The sequence below is a fragment of the Paraburkholderia phytofirmans genome, from assembly GCF_046028095.1.
Lineage (GTDB): Bacteria > Pseudomonadota > Gammaproteobacteria > Burkholderiales > Burkholderiaceae > Paraburkholderia > Paraburkholderia phytofirmans_A.
The window spans coordinates 1-20,412 of sequence record NZ_JAQQDJ010000024.1 but is presented as its reverse complement, the minus strand read 5'-3'; the positions used below and the strand labels follow the sequence as shown (position 1 = coordinate 20,412).

The 20,412-nt window shown below is 62.7% G+C and carries 14 protein-coding genes; 8 read left to right on the top strand and 6 right to left on the bottom strand.

Annotated features, from left to right (window positions below):
* Positions 1-313: 313 nt before the first annotated feature.
* The 3 genes from PQR54_RS37195 (at position 314) to PQR54_RS37185 (ending at position 4,440) form a co-directional block, all read left to right on the top strand.
* Positions 314-1,720 (top strand): DUF3300 domain-containing protein, encoded by a 1,407-nt coding sequence (locus PQR54_RS37195; protein ID WP_408254820.1) that lies wholly within the window; start codon positions 314-316, stop codon positions 1,718-1,720.
* A 22-nt stretch (positions 1,721-1,742) separates the two neighbouring features.
* Positions 1,743-2,696, top strand: a complete 954-nt coding sequence (locus PQR54_RS37190; protein ID WP_408254818.1) for a DUF2950 domain-containing protein — start codon at positions 1,743-1,745, stop codon at positions 2,694-2,696.
* A gap of 163 nt (positions 2,697-2,859) precedes the next feature.
* A complete protein-coding gene (locus PQR54_RS37185; RefSeq protein WP_408254815.1) occupies positions 2,860-4,440 on the top strand; it encodes a PqiB family protein in 1,581 nt (526 codons plus the stop codon).
* Between the two features lie 42 nt (positions 4,441-4,482).
* Here PQR54_RS37185 and PQR54_RS37180 read toward each other — a convergent pair whose 3' ends face one another.
* From PQR54_RS37180 to PQR54_RS37170, 3 genes are all read right to left on the bottom strand, one after another.
* Complete coding sequence (locus tag PQR54_RS37180) at positions 4,483-6,768, bottom strand: LPS-assembly protein LptD (RefSeq protein WP_408254812.1); 2,286 nt, start codon at positions 6,766-6,768, stop codon at positions 4,483-4,485.
* Positions 6,769-6,950: 182 nt separating this feature from the next.
* Positions 6,951-7,355, bottom strand: a complete 405-nt coding sequence (locus PQR54_RS37175) for a hypothetical protein (protein WP_408254810.1) — start codon at positions 7,353-7,355, stop codon at positions 6,951-6,953.
* Positions 7,348-7,539: a hypothetical protein gene (locus tag PQR54_RS37170; protein ID WP_408254807.1), complete on the bottom strand. Its 192-nt coding sequence runs from the start codon at positions 7,537-7,539 to the stop codon at positions 7,348-7,350. The genes PQR54_RS37175 and PQR54_RS37170 overlap by 8 nt, the downstream gene beginning before the upstream one ends.
* Positions 7,540-7,862: 323 nt before the next feature.
* Between PQR54_RS37170 and bamA the strand changes: the two genes are divergently transcribed.
* Positions 7,863-10,172: an outer membrane protein assembly factor BamA gene (gene bamA, locus PQR54_RS37165; protein ID WP_408254805.1), complete on the top strand. Its 2,310-nt coding sequence runs from the start codon at positions 7,863-7,865 to the stop codon at positions 10,170-10,172.
* A 40-nt stretch (positions 10,173-10,212) separates the two neighbouring features.
* On the opposite strand, the gene ilvB is transcribed toward bamA, so the two are convergent.
* Entirely contained in the window at positions 10,213-12,078 is a 1,866-nt protein-coding gene (ilvB, locus tag PQR54_RS37160; protein WP_408254803.1) for a biosynthetic-type acetolactate synthase large subunit, read from the bottom strand.
* A 314-nt stretch (positions 12,079-12,392) separates the two neighbouring features.
* Positions 12,393-15,224, bottom strand: coding sequence for a 2-oxoglutarate dehydrogenase E1 component (locus PQR54_RS37155; protein ID WP_408254800.1), 2,832 nt, complete (start codon positions 15,222-15,224; stop codon positions 12,393-12,395).
* Between the two features lie 544 nt (positions 15,225-15,768).
* Between PQR54_RS37155 and PQR54_RS37150 the strand changes: the two genes are divergently transcribed.
* Positions 15,769-16,797, top strand: coding sequence for a GlxA family transcriptional regulator (locus PQR54_RS37150; RefSeq protein ID WP_408254797.1), 1,029 nt, complete (start codon positions 15,769-15,771; stop codon positions 16,795-16,797).
* Positions 16,798-16,852: 55 nt separating this feature from the next.
* Entirely contained in the window at positions 16,853-17,419 is a 567-nt protein-coding gene (gene mug, locus PQR54_RS37145; protein ID WP_408254795.1) for a G/U mismatch-specific DNA glycosylase, read from the top strand.
* 54 nt (positions 17,420-17,473) lie between these two features.
* Here mug and PQR54_RS37140 read toward each other — a convergent pair whose 3' ends face one another.
* Positions 17,474-18,676, bottom strand: coding sequence for a LysR family transcriptional regulator (locus tag PQR54_RS37140; RefSeq protein WP_408254792.1), 1,203 nt, complete (start codon positions 18,674-18,676; stop codon positions 17,474-17,476).
* Between the two features lie 235 nt (positions 18,677-18,911).
* On the opposite strand from PQR54_RS37140, the gene PQR54_RS37135 reads away from it, so the two are divergent.
* Positions 18,912-19,586: an antibiotic biosynthesis monooxygenase family protein gene (locus tag PQR54_RS37135; protein ID WP_408254789.1), complete on the top strand. Its 675-nt coding sequence runs from the start codon at positions 18,912-18,914 to the stop codon at positions 19,584-19,586.
* A gap of 319 nt (positions 19,587-19,905) precedes the next feature.
* Positions 19,906-20,412 (top strand): MFS transporter (locus PQR54_RS37130; RefSeq protein ID WP_408254786.1); only part of this gene is annotated, 507 nt, incomplete at its 3' end.

Sequence of the window (20,412 nt, the reverse complement as noted above, 5' to 3'; positions counted from 1 at the left end):
CGTGCCATTGCGATTCACGGTGTCCCGCTCGCACGCATCGCTCGCTCCGCGCACGCGGCGCGGTTCCGCGTCGTCATGAACGCGCCACGAATACATGGCCCGGATGATCAGAAGCACGTTGCTCGCAACACGATTCGGAGTCCGTTTGAAGTTCGTTTGAAGTCCGACTCTGGCGGCTCCTGCATCACCGAGCGCGGCACCGGTGATCAGCCCCGTCTCAAGCGACCGGCCGCTTCGGGCACGGTCACGGCGTCGATGTCTCACGCACCGCACCACTGCGCCACAAACAACTTCCAACAAGGGAGAGCTGATCGTGAAACGCTCCAGGGCATACCAGAGAGGATCGCGAATTCTTCTAGCCGCATTGACCGCACTGGCCGGCTCGCCGCTATTGCTCGATGTCACGGCGCCGGCCGCTCATGCGCAAACCGCCGCGCCGACCCCGGCGAAGATCTCGAACCAACAACTGGACTCGCTGACCGCGCCGATCGCGCTCTACCCCGACGCGCTCCTCGCGCAGGTGCTGATGGCCTCCACCTTTCCGCAGGACGTGCCGGCGGCGGCGGCATGGTCGAAGGCCAATCCGAAACTCCAGGGCGACGACGCCGTGAAGGCGGTCGCGTCGGAACCGTGGGACCCGAGCGTGCAATCGCTGGTGGCGTTTCCGCAGGTGCTGGCCACCATGGCGTCGAAACCCGACTGGGTCACGCAACTCGGCAACGCTTTTCTCGCGCAGCCGAACGACGTGATGGATTCCGTGCAGCGACTGCGCAAACAGGCGCAGAAGGCCGGCAACCTGCAGACCAACCCGCAGCAGAAAGTCGTGGTCGAGCAGAGCACGATCCAGATCGTGCCGGTCAACCCGCAGGTCGTCTATGTGCCCACCTACAACCCCACGGTCGTCTACGGCGCGTGGCCCTATCCGGCCTACCCGCCCGTGTATGTGCCGCCCCCGCCGGGCTATGCCGTGGCCAGCGGTCTCGCCGCGGGTCTCGCGTTCGGCGTGGGCGTCGCGATCACCAGTTCGCTGTGGAGCAACGTCAACTGGAACAATCACAGCGTCAACATCAACGTCAATCAGTACAACAACATCAATGTGAACCGGCGGCTCGACGTGAATAGCAGCACGACCAACTGGAAACGGAATTCCACCTTCAACCGCAATACCTCGGCCAACGTGGGCAGCGCGCAACGCGACGCGTATCGCGGGCGCGATACGTCGGCAGCGGCGGCCTCGCGTGCGCAGGCGCAGCAGACCTTGCAGAACCGCACTGGCCAGAATCTGGGCGGAACCGCCAGCCAGCGCGTGCAGGGCATCCACCAGGGCGGCAACACGGCCGGCAGCATTCGCGACAGCGCGCAGAACGTGAACCGCGACAACGCGTTACGTGGCGCGGGCAACGGCGGCGATGCGCAGCGCGACGTGCAGCGCGGACAAGCCAGCCGGCAGGCGCAGGCGAGCAACCGCGGCGGCGGTCTCGGCGCGAACGGCGGCGCTCAGCAACGTGCCGGCAATCTGGGAGCGGGAGGCGGTGGCGAGCGCGCTGGCGGCGGCTTCGGCGCGGGCGGCGGTGGGCAGCAACGCGGCGGCGGTTTCGGCGCGGGCGGCGGCGGTCAGCCGCGTGGCGGCGGTCTGGGCGCGGGCGGCGGTGGCCAGCCGCGTGGCGGCGGTCTGGGCGCGGGCGGCGGTGGCCAGCGTCACTTCGGCCGGCAACGTTGAACCGATCTCACAGGAGCCGCTCATGATTCGCATCCGCCTATTCCACACTCCCGGCGCACGTCTGGCCGAAGCCTTTGCTCTCGCGCTCGGCCCGCGCCGCGCCGCTACTGCCCTCGGGTTCGCCGTGCTGTTGACCGGCGCGTCCGCGGCGGATGCTCAAGCCTTGTATCCGACGCCCGAGGCCGCGGTCGACGCGTTCGTCGAAGCGCTCGCCAGCAGCGACCATCCCGCCATGCAGCATGTGCTCGGCAAGGACTTCACCCGCTTCATTCCGACCCAAAACATCGGTGAACAGGATATCTACGACTTTCTCGGCGCATGGTCGAAGGGACACCAGATCGTCGACGATCCGGCGCCGCTGAACGGCCATGCGAGCAAGCATCTGTCGGTCGGCACCAGTGGCTGGACGTTGCCGATTCCGCTCGTGCAGACGTCCAAAGGCTGGCGCTTCGATCCCGTGGCCGGCCGCGACGAGATTGCGACGCGCCGCATCGGCCGCAACGAGAACGCGGCCATGCTGATATCCCTCGCCATTCTCGATGCGCAAGGCGACTATCACGCGTCGACCCAGCATTACGCGCAGCGCATTCTCAGCACACCGGGCCAGCACGACGGATTGTACTGGCCGACCACGTCGGATGAGACAAAGAGTCCGCTCGGCCCGCTCGCCGCGGCCATGCCGCATACCGAGAACATCTCGAAAGAGGGCTATTACGGCTATCACTTCCGCATCCTGACCGCGCAAGGGCCGCATGCGAAAGGCGGCAGTCAGAACTACGTCGAGAACGGCGCGATGACCAAGGGTTACGGCGTCGTCGCGTGGCCCGCCGAATACGGCAAGACGGGCGTGATGAGCTTCATCGTCAATCAGGACAGACAGATCTATCAGAAGAACCTCGGCCCAAATTCGGCGGCGGCCGCGGCTGCGCTCAAATCGTTCGATCCGGACTCGTCGTGGGAGGCCGTGAACCCCTGAGCGCGGCGTCGGCACCGCCGGCCGCAATCGCGCGTGGGCGCCCGGCGTACGGCGCCCCGGGACTAGCGGTGAGCATGGCGCCGCAGTTCGATCCTCGCGCGCGTCCGGACCTGCGTGGCGAGCCGCAGGCAGGCCGCGCCCAGCCACGCTTCGGAACCTCGCCATGAGTAGCCCACAAGGACCCGCCCTGCCGCCCGATCTGCCCGATCCCGACATCACGCCGCGGCGCAGCTGGCTGCCCTCGCTAGTCTGGGTCGTGCCGCTGATCGCGGCGTTGATCGGTCTCGCGCTGGTCGTCAAGGCGGTCACGGAGCGCGGCCCGGCAATCACGATCGTCTTCGACAACGCCGAAGGCCTCGAACCCGGCAAGACCCAGGTCAAGTACAAGGACGTCGAAATCGGTTCGGTGAAGTCGATCACGCTGTCGAAAGATCGCACGCACGTGCAGATTGCCGTGCAGCTCACCAAGCAGGCAGAGAGGTTCGCGGCCAAGGACACCCGCTTCTGGGTGGTCCGCCCTCGCGTGGGCGCCGCCGGCGTGTCGGGCATCGGCACGCTGCTCTCGGGCGCGTATATCGGCGTGGATGTCGGCCGCTCCACGCAGATGCAAACCGAGTTCGTCGGACTGGAGACGCCGCCCATCACCGCCGACCAGAAAGGCCATCGCTTCACGCTGCACGGCGATTCGCTCGGCTCGATCGATATCGGCTCGCCGATTTTCTACCGGCGCGTGCAGGTGGGCCAGGTCTACGGCATTTCGCTCGACAAGGACGGCACAGGCGTGACGATGCAGGTGTTCGTCGCCGCGCCGTATGACCAGTACGTCGGCTCGAATTCGCGCTGGTGGCATGCGAGCGGCGTCAACGTGCGGCTCGATTCAAACGGTTTCGTCGTCAACACGCAGTCGCTCGCGGCAATTCTGGTGGGCGGCGTTGCATTCCAGACGCCGCCAGGCCAGCCGATGGGCACGCCGGCCGCGGAGAAAACCGACTTCCGGCTCGCCGCCGACGAAGTGGACGCCATGCGCGCGCCGGACAGCACACCGGTGCGTGCCGTGATGATCTTCAGCCAGTCCCTGCGTGGGCTGTCAGTGGGCGCGACGGTCGACTTCCGGGGCATCGTGCTGGGCCAGGTGACGGACATCGGCGTCGAATACGACCCGGACGCGCGCAGCTTCGTCATGCCGGTGACGCTGGATCTGTACCCGGACCGGCTGCGCCGGCGCTCCCGTGGCGCGGCCCTGCCCGAGGCGGGTACCGCGGCCAGCCACGAACTGTTGCGGCGTCTCGTCGAGCGCGGCTTGCGTGGGCAATTGCGCACCGGCAACCTGCTGACGGGCCAGTTGTACATCGCGCTCGACATCTTCCCCAACGCCGCGCCCGTCAAGTTCGACGCGAATAGCGAGCCGGTCCAGCTGCCGACCATTCCGAACACGCTCGACGCGTTGCAGACCCAGGTGGCCGACATCGCGAAGAAGCTCGACCGGATTCCATTCGATCAGATCGGCTCGAATCTGAACGCATCGCTGAAAAACGCCGACGCGCTGTTCAACCGTTTGAACAACGAAGTCGTGCCGCAGGCGCGCGACACACTCGCCGCCGCGCGGCAAACCTTCGGCTCGGCCGAGGCGACTTTGCAGCAGGACTCGCCGATGCAGTCGGACGTGCATCAGGCGCTGCAGGAGTTGACCCGCACGCTGCAATCGCTGAACGCGCTGGCCGATTATCTGGAGCGCCATCCGTAGTCGCTGGTGCGCGGCAAACCGGGAGACAAGCCATGAGTTCGCTTACGGATAGTCGCTGAATCGCGAGGTCGGCTCGTTGACCGTCGAAGCCGGCGTATAACCCGGCACGTTCGCGCGAAACTGGTTGAGCAGGCCGTTATCCACCTGTGAAAAGCCCTTCAGTTGAAGCTGCATCAGCACACGCGTGCCCGTGCTCGGCGAGGTGGTCGAACTCGTGGCGTTGGTGTACTTCTCGAACGCCACGCCCAATGACCAGCAATCCGCGTCGTACTGAAGTCCCAGCAAGCCCGCGATCAACCGGTGCGTGCTCATGTCGTAATTCACGCGCGCCACACTCACCACGTTGTGCGCGAGCGGCCATTGCTCCGACACGATGAACTGATTGACCGGCTGATAATCGAGCGTACTGTTGGCGCGTGTATAGCGGTACGCGACGTTCAACACCTGGCGTGCGCCCGGCGCCCAGCCGAAGCCGGCTTCAGCGTGCGTGAGGTAATGGTTGGCCTGGCTGTACTCCACCGCCTGTTCGGTCGTGAAATCCGGGCCTACCTTGTACGACGCCCCCGCGATCACACCGGTGCGAGCGACCGTGCTGAGCGCATCGCCGGTTTCCAGGGTCACGCGCGGCGTGCGGAAGTCGTACTGCTCCGCGAGGATGAAGCGGGCGCGCTCGTCGCCACTGGCAGGATCGATAAAACGCGTGGTCAGTGCGGCGGTGACGCGATTGGCGTCCGACACCCGGTCGTTGCCGACGAAGCTGTTAGGCATGAACAGTTCCGTGAGCCCGAAATCGGCCGTCGCCGTATCGAACAGCGGCGCGAACGCCTGGTTGCGATACGGCGTGTACACGTAGAAGAGCCGCGGTTCGAGTGTCTGTATGTACGATTGTCCGAAGAGCCGCACGCTGCGCTCGAACCGCATGCCCGAATCGAGGCTGAAGGTGGGCACGTTCACGCTGAACGATTTCGGCTCGCCGGCGGGCACGTCCGTCCCGATCGAAGTCAGATCGTAGGCGGCGAAATGCCACGCGAGCTTCGGCGTGATGAACCAGCCTGGGCGTTCGATCGGATAGCTGACGTAAGGGTTGAACACGAAGCGGTTGCCTTGCGTCATATCCGAAGACGAGATCGTGAAGCGCGTCGCGTCGGCTTCCGCCCCGAAGTCGAAGCCGCCCACGTTATAGCGCGCATATCGCACGTTGACCTGCGGTTCGCGGTTATACGTCGAGTCGCTCGAGAAAGTCTGCCAGCGCTGCTCGCGAGCCAGCACGCTCCACGGCCCATTCGTATAGTTGAGGCCCGCCTCCTGCTGATACAGCGTGGTGGAGCCGGTCGGAAACGCCACGCCCGAGGCCAGATCCGTCGATACCGTCGAGTCCGACACGCGGTTGTAGTTCACATAGGCGCTCAGGCCTGAACCGAGGTTCCAGTTCTGATTCAACGCAATCGAGTAGCGTTGCGTTCCGGTAATCGCATCGTGCGGCAGCCACGCGAGCGACATCGTTCCCGAATTGTTCGGCTGGATATAGCGGTAATCCGCCGTCAGCATCTCGCCTCGGCGCGACATGATGCGCGGCGTGAGCGTGAGATCGTAGTTCGGCGCGAGATTGAAGTAGTACGGCAATGCGACGTCGACGCCGTTGGTGGAACTCACCGAAAACGTCGGCGGCAGGAAACCGCTGCGGCGGGCACCCGACAATGGAAACGACAGCCACGGGCTAGCCAGCAGCGGCAGGCCCTGAAAAAACAGCACGCCGTTGTGGGCGATGCCTTCATCATTGCCGCTGTCGATATCGAATTCGGATGCCTTCAGATACCACGCCGGCGCCGACTCGCATTGACACGTGCTGTACGTGCCGTGATGAACGACGGTGCGTTCGTTATCGACCACATCCGCGCGCTCGGCGCTGCCCCATCCGCCGCTGAGATAAAACCGGTACTTCGGTACGCTGATATAGCCTTCGTTCGCTTCCACGTAGAAGTGCGCGTCCGGGCCGTCGAACACGTTGCCGTTGTCGACGAGGTGCACGTGGCCATAAGCATCGGCCTTGTCGCGGTCGACGTCGTAATAGAGCGCGTCGCCCGCGACGACCGACGCCGGCCGCCGCAACTGCGCATGTCCTTGCAACGCGACATCCGTGCTGGTCGTGGTGGTCATCGAATCGGCCATCGCCAAGGTGGCGGGTCGGTCGCCCGGCCGCAAGGGTTGCTCGCTCAATTGCGGCGCGAGGCGCAGCCCCCAGATGCCGTCGAGCGATTCGGGCGCTGCCGCGGTGCCGGCCAGTTGCGCGTGACCGGCAAGGGGCGCGCATCCCGCTGCGCAGAGCACGAGAGGAACGAGCGGCCGCAAACGCAGACGCTGAAAAACACGGCGTAGTATCAAATCAGGTAATGCCCGGAAAGGATAGAGGACGCAGCAATGCGGCGCAGTGAAGAGGAAGCCGGGCAAGCGCCCGTTTGAGCCGCGTCATGCGCGAGTGGATCGAGCGGACCGAGGGGATCGAGCGGGCTTTACTGAAGCGTCATGTCGTTCGAGTGGGGCTCGCTTGCGCCGGCCGCATTCACGCCCGCCGCGCCGCCGAGCGCCTGCAGCAGATAAGGAATCTGCCCGGCCGGCAACGAAAACGACAAGCCCGCGCTGCCGGAAAGCCGGAAGCGGATCACCACCATCTCCATACCGTTGAGCCGGCCGACTTCCCAGCCCTGGCAGTGCAGCGCGAAACCCATCTCCTGATCGTTATGAATCACACGGTCGGCGTGCTCGATCGCATTGGGCAACGCGACCAGCAGGTCGTTGAGCACCGACCGATGCAACGCCGCCGTAGGTTGATTACCGTGAATCAGCAGATACTGGCCGTCCGCCGTCAATTGCATGTCGGTAATCGAATTGAGCATGAAGGTCGACGCATCAGACACGGCTCGCGCCCTCCCGCCGGGCCGTTGCACGGCTCACGGCCGTGCCGTCCGTCGTGGCCGGCGCGCTGCCGGACGCCTCGCGCGGAGCGAGCAGCGAGGCCAGCGCCAGATGGATCGAAAAGACCGGCGTCGAGCTGACACGCAGGACCGCCGCCAGAACTGCGGGTGAAAAGTATTCAATCATGATCGCTTCTCCAGAGACGCGTTTCGCAGGTAGCGGAATCGACCAGTTGACGATAGCAGCGCACGCCGGCTGCTGGGTTACACGCCCCCTACGCTTCGTTGGGTTCTGTAACGCTTTATTTCGACGCACCGCCCGCAAACCGCACACGCCTGCCCAACGAGCACGTTGCGCACGTTAGCAACCCTAATGTACGGAAAGTTTTCAGTAACGATCGACGGCTCGCGCGTCCCTATACTTCGCGCTTTCCAGAGCCAAGGCACGTCGTTTCGAATGCATCGCGCTCTTCCACTCTATCGTGCGATGCATCGGGACGGAAACCCAAGATGAACCTTCAAGTGTTAACGAGCCGTCTAGCCGGTGCGCTCTCGCTCGCCGGTATCACGCTGACCAGCGGATCCGCCCACGCTGCGCAACCTTTCGTGGTGCAGGACATTCGTATCGAGGGATTGAAACGCGTCGAGCCCGGCACGCTGTTCGCCTATCTGCCGATCAAACAAGGCAGCACCTTCAGCGACGACAAGGCCTCCGAATCGATCCGCGCGCTCTATGCCACGGGCTTCTTCAACGAAGTACGGATCTCGACGGAGGGCGATACCGTCATCGTGTATGTGCAGGAGCGTCCGGCGGTCGGCACGATCGATTTCGCGGGCATTCACGAGTTCGATAAGGAAAACCTGACCAAGGCGCTCAGTTCGGTCGGACTGTCGCAAGGCCGCTATTACGACAAGGCGCTGGTCGACAAGGCCGAACAGGAACTCAAGCGCCAATACCTGACGCGCGGCTACTACGCCGCCGAAGTCACCACCACGATCACGCCGATCGACCGCAATCGGGTGGCCGTGCTGTTCTCGGTCGCCGAAGGTCCGAGCGCGAAGATCCGCCAGATCAACTTCATCGGCAATCAGGCGTTCAGCACCGACACGTTGCGCGACGAGATGCAGTTGTCCACGCCGAACTGGTTCTCGTGGTACACCAAGAACGACCTGTACGCGAAAGACAAACTGACCGGCGATCTGGAGCACGTGCGCTCGTATTACCTGAATCGCGGCTATCTGGAGTTCAGTATCGAGTCGACTCAGGTATCGCTGACGCCGGACAAGAAGGAGATGTATCTCACGGTCACCCTGCATGAAGGCGCGCCGTACACGATTGCGTCGATCGGACTCGCGGGCAACCTGCTCGATCGCGAAGCCGAACTGAAAAAGCTCGTGAATATCAAAGCCGGCGAGCGTTTCTCCGCCGAGAAACTGCAGGCCACCACCAAGGCCATCGTCGACAAGCTGGGTGAATATGGCTACGCGTTCGCCACCGTGAATGCGGTGCCGAAGATCGACCAGCAGCGCCATAGAGTGGATCTGACACTGCAGGTGGACCCGAGCCGCCGCGTCTATGTGCGCCATATCAACGTGATCGGCAACACGCGCACACGTGATGAAGTGGTGCGACGCGAAATGCGCCAGCTCGAAAGTTCGTGGTTCGATTCGAACCGTCTCACGCTTTCGAAAGACCGCGTCAACCGGCTCGGCTATTTCACCGACGTCGACGTCAGCACCGTGCCGGTGGAAGGCTCGCCCGACCAGGTCGACGTGGACGTCAAAGTGAGCGAGAAACCCACCGGTGCGATTACATTGGGCGCGGGCTTCTCATCGACGGACAAAGTGGTGCTCTCGGCCGGAGTCTCGCAGGACAACGTATTCGGTTCGGGCACGAGCCTCGCCGTGAACGTGAACACCGCGAAGACCTATCGCACGCTGACGGTGACGCAAACCGATCCGTATTTCACGGTGGACGGCATCAAGCGGATCACCGACGTGTACTACCGCACCAGCTATCCGCTCTACAACTACACGGACACGAGTTTCCGCATCATCACGATGGGCGCGGACCTGAAATTCGGCATTCCGTTTTCCGAAGCGGACACGGTTTATTTTGGCGTCGGGCTCGAACAGAACCGCCTGAACACGGATTCCTCCACACCGCAAAGCTATCTGGATTACGTCTCCGAATTTGGCCGCGTGGTGAACAACGTGCCGCTGACGACAGGCTGGGCTCGCGACAATCGCGACAGCGCGCTCGTGCCGAGCCGCGGCTACTTTATCCAGACCAACGGCGAAGTGGGCACGCCCGCCGGCGGCACCGAGTACTACAAGGCGGACGTGCAGGCACAGTACTACTATTCGTTCGCGCGCGGCTTCATTCTCGGCCTGAATCTGCAAGGCGGTTACGGTAATGGTTTTGCCGGCAAGGCCTATCCGATCTTCAAGAACTACTACGCGGGCGGTATCGGCTCGGTGCGCGGCTACGAGGCCGGCTCGCTCGGGCCGACCGACAAGACGACCGGCGACCCGATCGGCGGCTCGCGGATGGTGGTGGCCAACGTCGAGATGACGTTCCCGCTGCCGGGCAGCGGCTGGGACCGCACGCTGCGTGTATTCACCTTCCTCGACGCCGGCAACGTCTGGGGCGACGAAGGCAACAGCACTGGCGCCAACGGCTTGCGTTACAGCTATGGCGCGGGTCTCGAATGGATTTCGCCGATCGGCCCGCTCAAGCTGTCGCTCGGCTTTCCAGTCGTCAAACATGCGACTGACAAGTATCAGAAGTTCCAGTTTCAGATTGGCACGTCGTTCTGAGCGGGCGCGGAAGATCGCAAGAATCACACGCGAAGCAACGTTAGAACATATCCGCGGCCGCCTGACGCTCTGTGCCCTTCCCTCCGGCTTCCGGCTCGGCCCGGGACGGAATGAACGGCCCGGTGACCATATTCGCGTAGCTTTGCCCCGGCCCCACCATCGGAAACACATCGGCGTTCTCGTCGACCATCACTTCGAGAAAAGCCGGTCCGTCGAATTCGATGAAGGCCTTAAGCTGGTCCTCGAGTTCGCTCAGGGTTGCAACGCGACGCGCAAACTCGAACCCGTCGGCCTGTGCCGCCATGACAAAATCCTTGCGATGCAGCGACTTGTCGCTCACGCACAAGCGGCCCTCGTAAAAGAGACGCTGCCATTGCCGGATCATCCCGTCGCCGAGATTGTTCAGCAGCAGGACTTTGACCGGCACGCCATAAGTGGTGGCCGTCTCCAGGTCGCCAATATTCATGCGGATGCTGCCGTCGCCATCGACATCGATCACAAGCGCGTCCGGCCGCGCCAGTTGAGCACCGATAGCCGCGGGCAGCCCGAAACCCATGGTCCCCATGCTGCCCGAAGTCAGGAAGCTGCGCGGCTCGACGAAGTCGAAAAATTGCGCAGCCCACATCTGATGCTGGCCGACGCCCGTGGTGACGATTGCTCGCCCGCCGGTCAGGTCACTGAGCTTTTCGACGACGAATTGCGGCTGAATTGCCGGACTATTCCGGTCGTAGTTCATACCGTAGACCCGCTTCAGTTCCTTGATACGATCGAGCCAGTCCAAAGGCGGTTGCGCGGCGGGGCCGTGTTTCATCAGGGACAGCAAGGTATCCTTCGCGTCGCCTACGTGCGTCCAGCGCGCCCGTTTCACCTTGTTGATTTCCGCTTCGTCGATGTCGATATGCGCGACATGCCGCGCTCTGGGCGCGAATGCGTCAGGGCGGCCACCGGCGACCCGGTCGTCGAAGCGGGCGCCCACCGCGATCAGGAAGTCACAATCTTCCACCGCGTAGTTCGCACATGCAGCGCCGTGCATGCCGAGCATGCCGAGGCCCAGTTCATGTTTCACGGAGATCGCGCCGAGACCCATCAACGTGGTCACCACGGGGATTCCGAAGCGCTCGGCAAACTGACGCAGCTCAGCGGTCGCGCCGGCCGTGATAATGCCGCCGCCGGCATACAGCAGCGGCCGTTTGCTTTGCGCCAGTAGATCGAAGAAGCCGGTGCGCTTGTCCTCGTCGAGACGAGCGCCTTTTGCCACCATTCGAAGGCGGTCGGAATAGCCTCTGAATTGCAACGTACCCTGCCCCTGGTAAGTACCGGTCCAGTTCTGGATGTCCTTGGGCACATCCACGACGACCGGACCTGGGCGGCCGGTGCGCGCGACTTCGAATGCGGTCCGCAGCGTCTGTTCGAGCTTTGCCGGGTCGGTCACCAGAAACACCTGCTTCGCGCACGCCGACATGATGTTGAAGACCGGCGCTTCCTGGAAAGCATCCGTGCCGATCATGGCACGAGGCACCTGCCCGCATATGAGGACGACGGGGATCGAATCACCGTTGCAGTCGGCGATCGGCGTCACCGCGTTCGTCGCGCCGGGGCCCGACGTCACCATGAAGACACCGACCTTTCCGCTCGCGCGCGCGTAACCGGCGGCCATGAAGCCGGCGGCCTGTTCATTGGCGGGCACGACGAGTTTGATCTGGCGCTCGGGCGTTTGCGCGTGCATTTCGTTGAAGCGAAACACGGCGTCGTACGTCGGCAGAATTGCGCCGCCGCTATAGCCGAATACGGTATCGACGCCCTGTTCGCTGAGCACGCGCAGGATGATGTCGGCGCCCGACATCAATTCGCCGGCAGCCGGCGGTTTCAGAAGAGCGTCTAAAGCAACGTTTGGGTTTTGGGTCATGGCTGGCTCGCATGGAAACGGGCGCTGAGTACATCAGCGGCCAAAATCTAAGGACGATTTCCCTTCCAACTCGAGAACAGCGTATGTTCCTTACCAGCTTATGGGCGATTGCTCCGACGGGTTCTCCGTACAAAGCGCAGCCCATCCAGCACTTTTTTGATGTGCGTCTGGAAGTATCGTGAGAAACGGCTTTGTTCATTCTGACAACGATCGAGGCTGCGCACACCCGTAAAAGAGCTTGTTTACGGGCCAGGATAGGCCGGATTTCAGCCATTGCGGTGATGCACCGGCATCACCGCACTATGCATGCGTTGTCAGTCCGCGAATGCGCTCGAAATCAGCGCTGCCTGCCTCGCCGCGTGGACCGCGTGATAACCGGGCGCAGTCGACGCGGAAGCCGCCGGCCCCGCATACCGCAGTTGCGCGGCAGAAGGCACGATCTCGCGCAACTGCGGTTCGACGAAGCTCCATGCGCCCTGGTTGCGCGACTCCTCCTGACACCAGACCACCGTTTTCAGGTTCGGATAGCGCGCGAACTCCGCGGCGAGCTGCCGGGACGGAAACGGATACAACTGTTCGACGCGGATGAGCGGCGTGTCGGCAACACCCGACGTGCGGCGCTGTTCCAGCAGATCGAAATAGACCTTGCCTGAAGACACGATCACGCGCTCCACACTCGACGCCCGCGACGCCTCGGCCTGCGTATCCACCAGGATCTCTCGGAACGCACTCGTGGCCAGGTCGTCGAGCGTGCTAACGGCTTCCGGATGACGCAACAGCGACTTGGGCGTCATCACGACGAGCGGCCGGCGATCGAAGACAGCCGCTTGCATCCTCAGCAAGTGGAACAGTTGCGCGGGCGTGGTCGGTTGGACTACTCGCATGTTGTCCTGCGCGCAGAGTTGCAGATATCGCTCGAGCCTCGCCGACGCGTGTTCCGGTCCCTGCCCGTCCTGTCCGTGCGGCAGGAACAGCGTCAAGCCGCTGAGTTGCCCCCACTTCGCGGCGCCCGCTGCGATGAACTGATCGATCACGACCTGCGCACCATTCGCGAAGTCCCCGAACTGCGCTTCCCACACGACGAGCGCATTGCGATTCACCGTCGAGTAGCCATACTCAAAGGCCAGCACGGCCGCCTCCGACAGAATGGAGTTCGTCACGGTAAACCGGCCTTGCCCCTCGCCGATATGCTCCAGCGGAACGTAGACGCCCTCCGACCGGCTCGTGCGCGTCTGGTTGTGCAGAACGGCGTGACGGTGATTGAAGGTGCCCCGCGCGCTATCCTGCCCGCTCAGGCGGACATCGATCCCCACGCCCAGCAACGAGGCGAATGCCATGTGCTCGCCCATGCCCCAATCGAGCGGCTTGTTTCCCGCGGCCATCTCGCGGCGTGCGGCAATCATCTTGCCGACCAGCGGATGCAACTCATAGCCGTCCGGAACAGTCGAGACCTGCTGGGCCAGCGCACGCACCTGCTCGGGCAACGGAGGGCCATACTGGACCGGGCCGGCGTAGTCCTCGAGAAACTTCGGCCATGCGGGTATTTCGTCCGGCTGGACGGCTGCCTCGACCGCGTTGCTCTCTCTCGCGTGCTCGAAGCTTTCGCGCTGCGCTTCGAAGTAATTCTTGGCCTGATCCGGCGTCACCACGCCTTCCTTGATCAATTGTTGGGCATACACGGTCCTCACGCCGGGGTGGCTGGCAATCGCACGGTACATGAGAGGCTGCGTGATGGCGGGCGTGTCCTGTTCCTGATGCCCGTGCCTGCGGAAACAGACGAGATCGATCACCACGCTGCGCCTGAAAGTTGTGCGATAGTCGAGCGCAAGGCGCACCGCCATGGCCACCGCTTCCGGGTCGTCGCCATTGACGTGCAGAACCGGCGCCTCGATCATCTTCGCGATGTCGGTGGTGTAGAACGACGAGCGCGTATCGCGCGGATCCGAAGTCGTAAAGCCGATCTGATTGTTGACGACCACGTGGACGGTTCCGCCCGTGCCGTGTCCGCGCGTGTACGACAGGCTCAACGTCTCCATCACGACGCCTTGCCCGGACATTGCCGCATCGCCGTGAATTTCGACAGGCAGCACGTCGCTGCCGTCGCCCTCATCCGAGGCGTCCCCTTTGGCGCGAGCCATGCCCTGCACGACCGGGTTGACGATTTCCAGGTGCGACGGATTGAATGCGAGCACGACATCGACGGGCCCATCGTCCGTCTGCGTGACGCTGCTGTAGCCCTTGTGATACTTGACGTCGCCGGCCGGCAGAGGGTCGCCGCTCTTGCCCTCGAACTCGTCGAAGAGCGCGCGCAAAGGCTTGCCGACAATGTTCACCAGCACATTCAAACGCCCACGGTGCGCCATACCCATCACTACCGTGTCGACCTTCTTCGATGCGCCATAGCGAACGAGTTCGTCCAGCAACACGATCAACGATTCGCCGCCTTCCAGCGAGAAGCGCTTTTGCCCGACATAGCGCGTGTGCAGGTACTTCTCCAGTCCTTCTGCAGCCGTCAGACGTTCGAGAAAGCGGTTTTTCTCCGCCACCGAAAACGAAGGTCTCGCGCGGGTCGACTCGAGTTGCATCTGCCACCAGCGGCGTTCGCCGGCATCGGTCAGATGCATGAACTCGGCGCCGAGTGTGCCCGTGTAAGTCTGTTCGAGTGCCGCGACGATATCCTGCAGCGTGGCGTCTTCGTCGAAAAGAAACGTGTCGGCGGTGCTGAATCGCGTGGACATGTCCGCTGCCGACAGGCCGTAGAACGCTGGCGTGAGTTCGATCGAAGCCTTCGGCGGCGTCCACAGCAGCGGGTCCAGTTTCGCCTTGCGGGTGCCGATCATGCGATACGCGGCAATCAGCGACTGCACGGCCACCTGTTTTCTGGCGATCGCCAGGCCGTCGTCGAGCGTGATCTGCGTGGCGCGCGAGCGCCTGGCCAGATCGACGAAGGTGGAAACGACCGGCGCGTGCGGCTCGTCATCGCGATCGCTGCCGTCGATAGCGGGGGTTTCGCGCAACGCATCGAAATACGCGCGCCACTCATCCGCGACCGATGCCGGGTCGGCCAGGTAGAGTTCGTATTGCTCCTCGACGTAGGGCGCGTTGCCCCCGAACAGGAAAGAGCTTTGAATTTTTTCCATCAACATGATGAATCTGTCCTCCATTCGCGTCAGGTCTGAACTTCGACCGTGACATATGTGAGGCGGCTGTAGCCTCATCGTGGCCAGTCCGGCGCGCAACCAGGGGCTAGGGACGGACGTGCATGTCGCCGGCGACAGATTCTCTGGTGCGCCCGGGCTTTTCGTTCCCAGCCGCATTGATGAAAACAAGCATAGGTAGTCGGCGCAGCGACTGTGTGCATCGTTAGCGCTTTCGCTGGCCAATGGAGGCGAGATTTGGGCCACGTAGCCGGTGGCGCTACGCACGACGGCCAACGAGCGTGTCCACGCGCCTCGCTAGCAGCATTCCCGGTTTGGATACCCCCACCTGGTGTAATAAGTGATTTTCGGGGTAGCGCATTTATCCCGTGGCGCTTCGCCCCTATAGTGACTGCAGCGAAGAGACACCTGTGTCGCGAACCGGCGGGCAGACCGCTCCACCGGACGCGCGCGGAATCGCGAACGGTGGGCCGACCGGCCCGCTTAAGGGACGCGGGCTTGAACGCCGGCAACAAGGAACGAGGGTCACGCCATGAAAGTCGCCATTGTTGTATTCGATGATGTGCAGGCGCTGGATGTCGCTGGCCCGCTGGACGTATTCGCGGAAGCAAACACGTTTTTGCCCGAGCACCAGAAATACGAGGTCGTTCTCGTAGGAAACGAGGCCGGCACCGTGACCTGCTCCAACGGGATGCAACTCACGGTTCCCCATGGCTATATGGACTTCGACACGCCATTCGACTTGCTGCTGGTGGCAGGCGGACCGCGCTTGCCCAATGTTCAGCCGCGGCCCGGGTTTCTGAAGTGGCTGCAAAACCAGGCGGGCGGCGCAAGCCGGTTCGGTTCCGTCTGCAACGGCGCATTCGTGCTCGCGCACGCCGGCCTGCTCGACGGCAAGGAAGTGACGACGCACTGGGCGGATGCAAGCCGCCTCGCCGACGAGTTTCCGCAGGCGTTAGTGCAGCCCGACCGGATCTTCATCCGTGATGGACGCCTCTTTACCTCCGCCGGTGTGACGGCCGGCATCGACCTGTGTCTTTCGCTCGTAGCCGAAGACTGGGGACACGAACTGGCGGTGCGGGTTGCGAAACGTCTGGTGGTCTACATCCAGCGCGAAGGCGGACAATCTCAATACAGTCCTTACGTGGGTGTGCGGAAGGACCAGGATCCGATCGTCGGCAAGGTGCTCCGCTACGTGACCGAACACATCACCGACGCGCTGTCGATCGAACAGCTTGCGAGCGCCGTGTCGGTCAGCCGCCGTACTTTCTCGCGCTTATTCGCGAAGTATGCGAAGGTGACGCCCTCGGCGTTCGTCGAACAGGTTCGCGTCGACACCGCAAGGAAATTGCTCGAAGAAACCGATGCGCCTTTGAAGACCGTGGCGTTCAATTGTGGTTTTCACAGCGCCACGCATATGCGAGCCACTTTCTTCCGGCGGCTCAACGTTACGCCCAGACAGTATCGCCAGCGATTCCGTGGTGCGGCGGGTAAGCCGCAGTGGACATCGACCGAAGTGGAAGAGCAAGTCGAAACAGCGGAACTGGAAATGGTCGACTAGATCGCGGATCTGCGCAGATTGGCTGCCACGCGGCGCCTCGAATGTACTTCATGTAATGAACACACTGACACCATCCGTGACTCGCGCCGGTTTGCCCCAATCTCTTCCTGATCTCCTTGAGCGGGGTTTATCCGTCGTATTTTGCGGTATCAATCCGGGCGTGCAAGCGGCGTCGACCGGCCGCCATTTTGCAGGCCGAGGCAATCGGTTCTGGCGGGTCATTCATCTGGCGGGTTTTACTCCCGAACAGATCGGACCCAACGACGACTACACGCTTCTTCAGCACGGTTGTGGTCTCACAACGGTGGTGTCGCGTCCGACCGCGCGAGCGGACCAGCTGTCCCCATGGGAATTCAAAGCGGCCGCGACGGAATTCGAGCGGAAGATTGAAGGCTATGCGCCGCAATGCGTGGCCTTCCTCGGCAAGATGGCGCTCAGTGCAATGTCGGGCAGCCGCGATATCCAGTGGGGATTGCAACCCGCCACATTCGGCGGCGCACGCGCATGGGTGCTGCCCAATCCCAGCGGCCTGAACCGGTCATTCAGCCTCGATGCGCTGGTGACTGCTTACCGCGAACTTCGTCTTGCCGTCGCGCCCGCTGGGTCGACTGGGTCCGACTGAACGACTAGAAGTATCGACGAGCTCGCATAAAAAGACCCGGGCCCTCGGCCCCCTCTATTTCACCGAACGCAAATTTCCTGAAGTCTCATTCACAGCCATCGCGCTCTCCATGTGTTGTTGAAGATGCACGTTTCTGCGCAACGTCTCGGTCACGAACTCCACGAAGGCCCGAATCTTACCGCTTGCGCCGCGCCGCTCCACATGCAGCAAGTTGACAGGCGTCGACTCGGGTTCGAATGCCGTCAAGACCGGGAGCAGCGTTCCATTGAGCACCTCGGGGGCCGCCTGGTAGGAGAACAGTTGTGTGATTCCCACGCGATCGACGGCGGCCATCACGGCCGCGGGCGCCAGGTTGACGATCATTCGCGGCTGAACCCGGACCGATAGCCGCGAGCCGTTTTCATAAAACGTCCATTCGAGAGGATTCGTCACGCCCGTGAGGGACACGCAGTGGTGATCGCCAAGCTCCCTCGGATGAGCGGGTTCCCCATGCGCCGCGAGATAAGCCGGAGCCGCGTAGGTTCGACGCCGTACAAAGCCCAACGGAATGGCATAGATCGACGAATCGCCCAGGTGGCCGATCCGGATGGCGACATCCACGCCCTCCTCGAGAAGTCGCGTGGTGCGATCGACATACACCGCGTTAATGCTGACGTCCGGATAACGCTGGGCATACGCATCGATTAACGGCGCGATGAAGCGCTGGCCAAACAGCACCGGCGCGGAAATGGTCAGCGTGCCTACCGGATTGTCCTGACACGCCGCGACCTCGGCTTCGGCGTCCGTGACGGCATCCAACACCTTACGGCAGGCATCGAGGTACGACATACCCGCCTCGGTCGGCCGGACTGAACGGGTTGTTCGCGCAAGCAGTTGCGCACCCAAACGGGCTTCGAGCGAGGTGAGCGCCCGCGACACCGCGGGAGCGGACATGCCCAGTTTGTCCGACGCGCTAGTGAAACTGCCTCCGTCGACGATGGCTACGAACACCTCCATCTCGCGTAATCTGTCCATCTTGATTCCAACTTCAATGTGTTTGCAACTTGCCGGTAGACCTGCGCCCTTGTCACGGGGGCGTCGCGTCATCGGACGCCAGGAAGATGCCGCGATATTAAGCGCCATGCCTTGCATGGCGACGCTCTCATTGCGCGCTTGACTCGAAGAAGACCACAAATGGCCGATTTCTAACTCCTTAAACCAGCAAACGAAACGGTCTTTGCGATATTCGATCTCAGTGGCAGTGGCTTTGATGAGCAAACGGAAAATGACTCTTTCCGGATCGGCGCGGCGGCTGGTTATCCGTGACCGGGCTGGCAGAATTCGCGCATGGAATGGCCCAATACGCGGCCTACTGAGGCTTCAAGAAGCTCTTTGCATCTCCGACAATCAGTTCACCCATCGCGCGACAGTCACATGCTGATGAATCGACTGCATCGCTGCGATTCCATGTCCTGCCACCTGACCAGGCGTCCCCAACCAGACCAAGGAATCCATGTTTTCTGCAATGCTCGAAGTCAATCCGTTATCCGAACAATTCGACGCTTATCTCGGCATGGCCAAGATGCTGCGCCCGGAACTCGAAGCGATCGACGGTTTCGTCGACAATACCCGCTACGCGAGTTTGACACGCCAGGGATGGCTGCTCTCGCTATCGAGCTGGCGCGATGAGAAGTCGCTGATACGCTGGCGAGTGACGACGAACCATCACAAGGTGCAGCAGGCGGCGCGCGATCGCGTGTTTGCCGACTATCGCCTGCGCATCGGCCAGACCGTCGCGGATACACGCGTTCCGGCCGGGCAGACGTTGGTCGAGCAACGCCTCGATGCAACCGAAACGGGACTCGGCAAGGCGGTCACGCTACTCGACGCGCAATACGCGCCGGACTGGGTCAAACAGGCGGGTGCGGAGGCGGTTGCAGAGGTGCTCGGACTCGATACGAAGGCCCCCTGCCTCGTCGCGTGGGACGCGTTCGATGCCTTGTTGACACCCGGCGACGTCATCGCGGTAGCGACGTGGAAAGACCTCGCGGCTGCTGAAGCCTTCGAGCGCAATACCACCCTGCCGAAGTCTGTGCGCCTGCGGCACATCCGCATTGTCCGGGAGTACGGAATGTTCGATCGCCGCGAGGCGCCTCAATACTTCGCAGAGGTGCAGCCCAAGGCGTGAGCCGGCTGTAGCGCGATATCGGCATCCCCGTAATGAGCCGAGTTCGCGCCGCCCCAGGTTGATGAAAAGCTGTTCTGCCTGAAGAGCAGGTTCATTGCCTGGGGTGAGCGCGTTGTCCTCGTCTTCATAACGACAGTGACGTTGGCCAGATTTGCGCACGAAATGGCCTGATACGCGACCTGTGTCGGCTTTTAGAAAGCCGAGCCTACTCCTAGAATTCCATCTACCCAATGCGCGACAGCAATGCTTTGCAAGCGCTGGGCGCGACACGGAGATTTCCCCACGAAATGCCGCATTAAATACGGGTAGCCGGACCTTTATGAACACCGTCAACGCACCGATAACTGGAACAGGAGAAGTGAAGCTCGCGCCGTCGTCGGCGCCGGTCTCAGCGGCTCCAGTACAGCAAACGCCGACCGAAGCGACTCTGCCACTGCGCGTCGCAATCGGCCTGCTCGGCATGTTGCTGGCGTCACTGCTGGCCATATTGAACGAACAGGTCACCGCGGTGGCGCTCGCGGATATTCGCGGCGCGTTCTCGATCGGACGTGACGACGGGACGTGGCTCACCGCCCTCTTCGAGGCGACGAACGTGGCCACGATGGTATTCGCGCCGTGGTTCGGCGTGACGTTCACGCTCAAGCGCTTCACGATCGGCGCCGTGCTGGCCGTGATGGTCCTTGGATTCCTCTGCCCGTTTGCGCCTAACCTGCTGACGCTCTATGTATTGCGCGCGCTGCAGGGCGTCGCAGGCGGATGTCTGCCGCCGATGCTCATCATCGTGGCGCTGCGTTACCTGCCCCCGAAGGTCAAGTTATACGGGCTT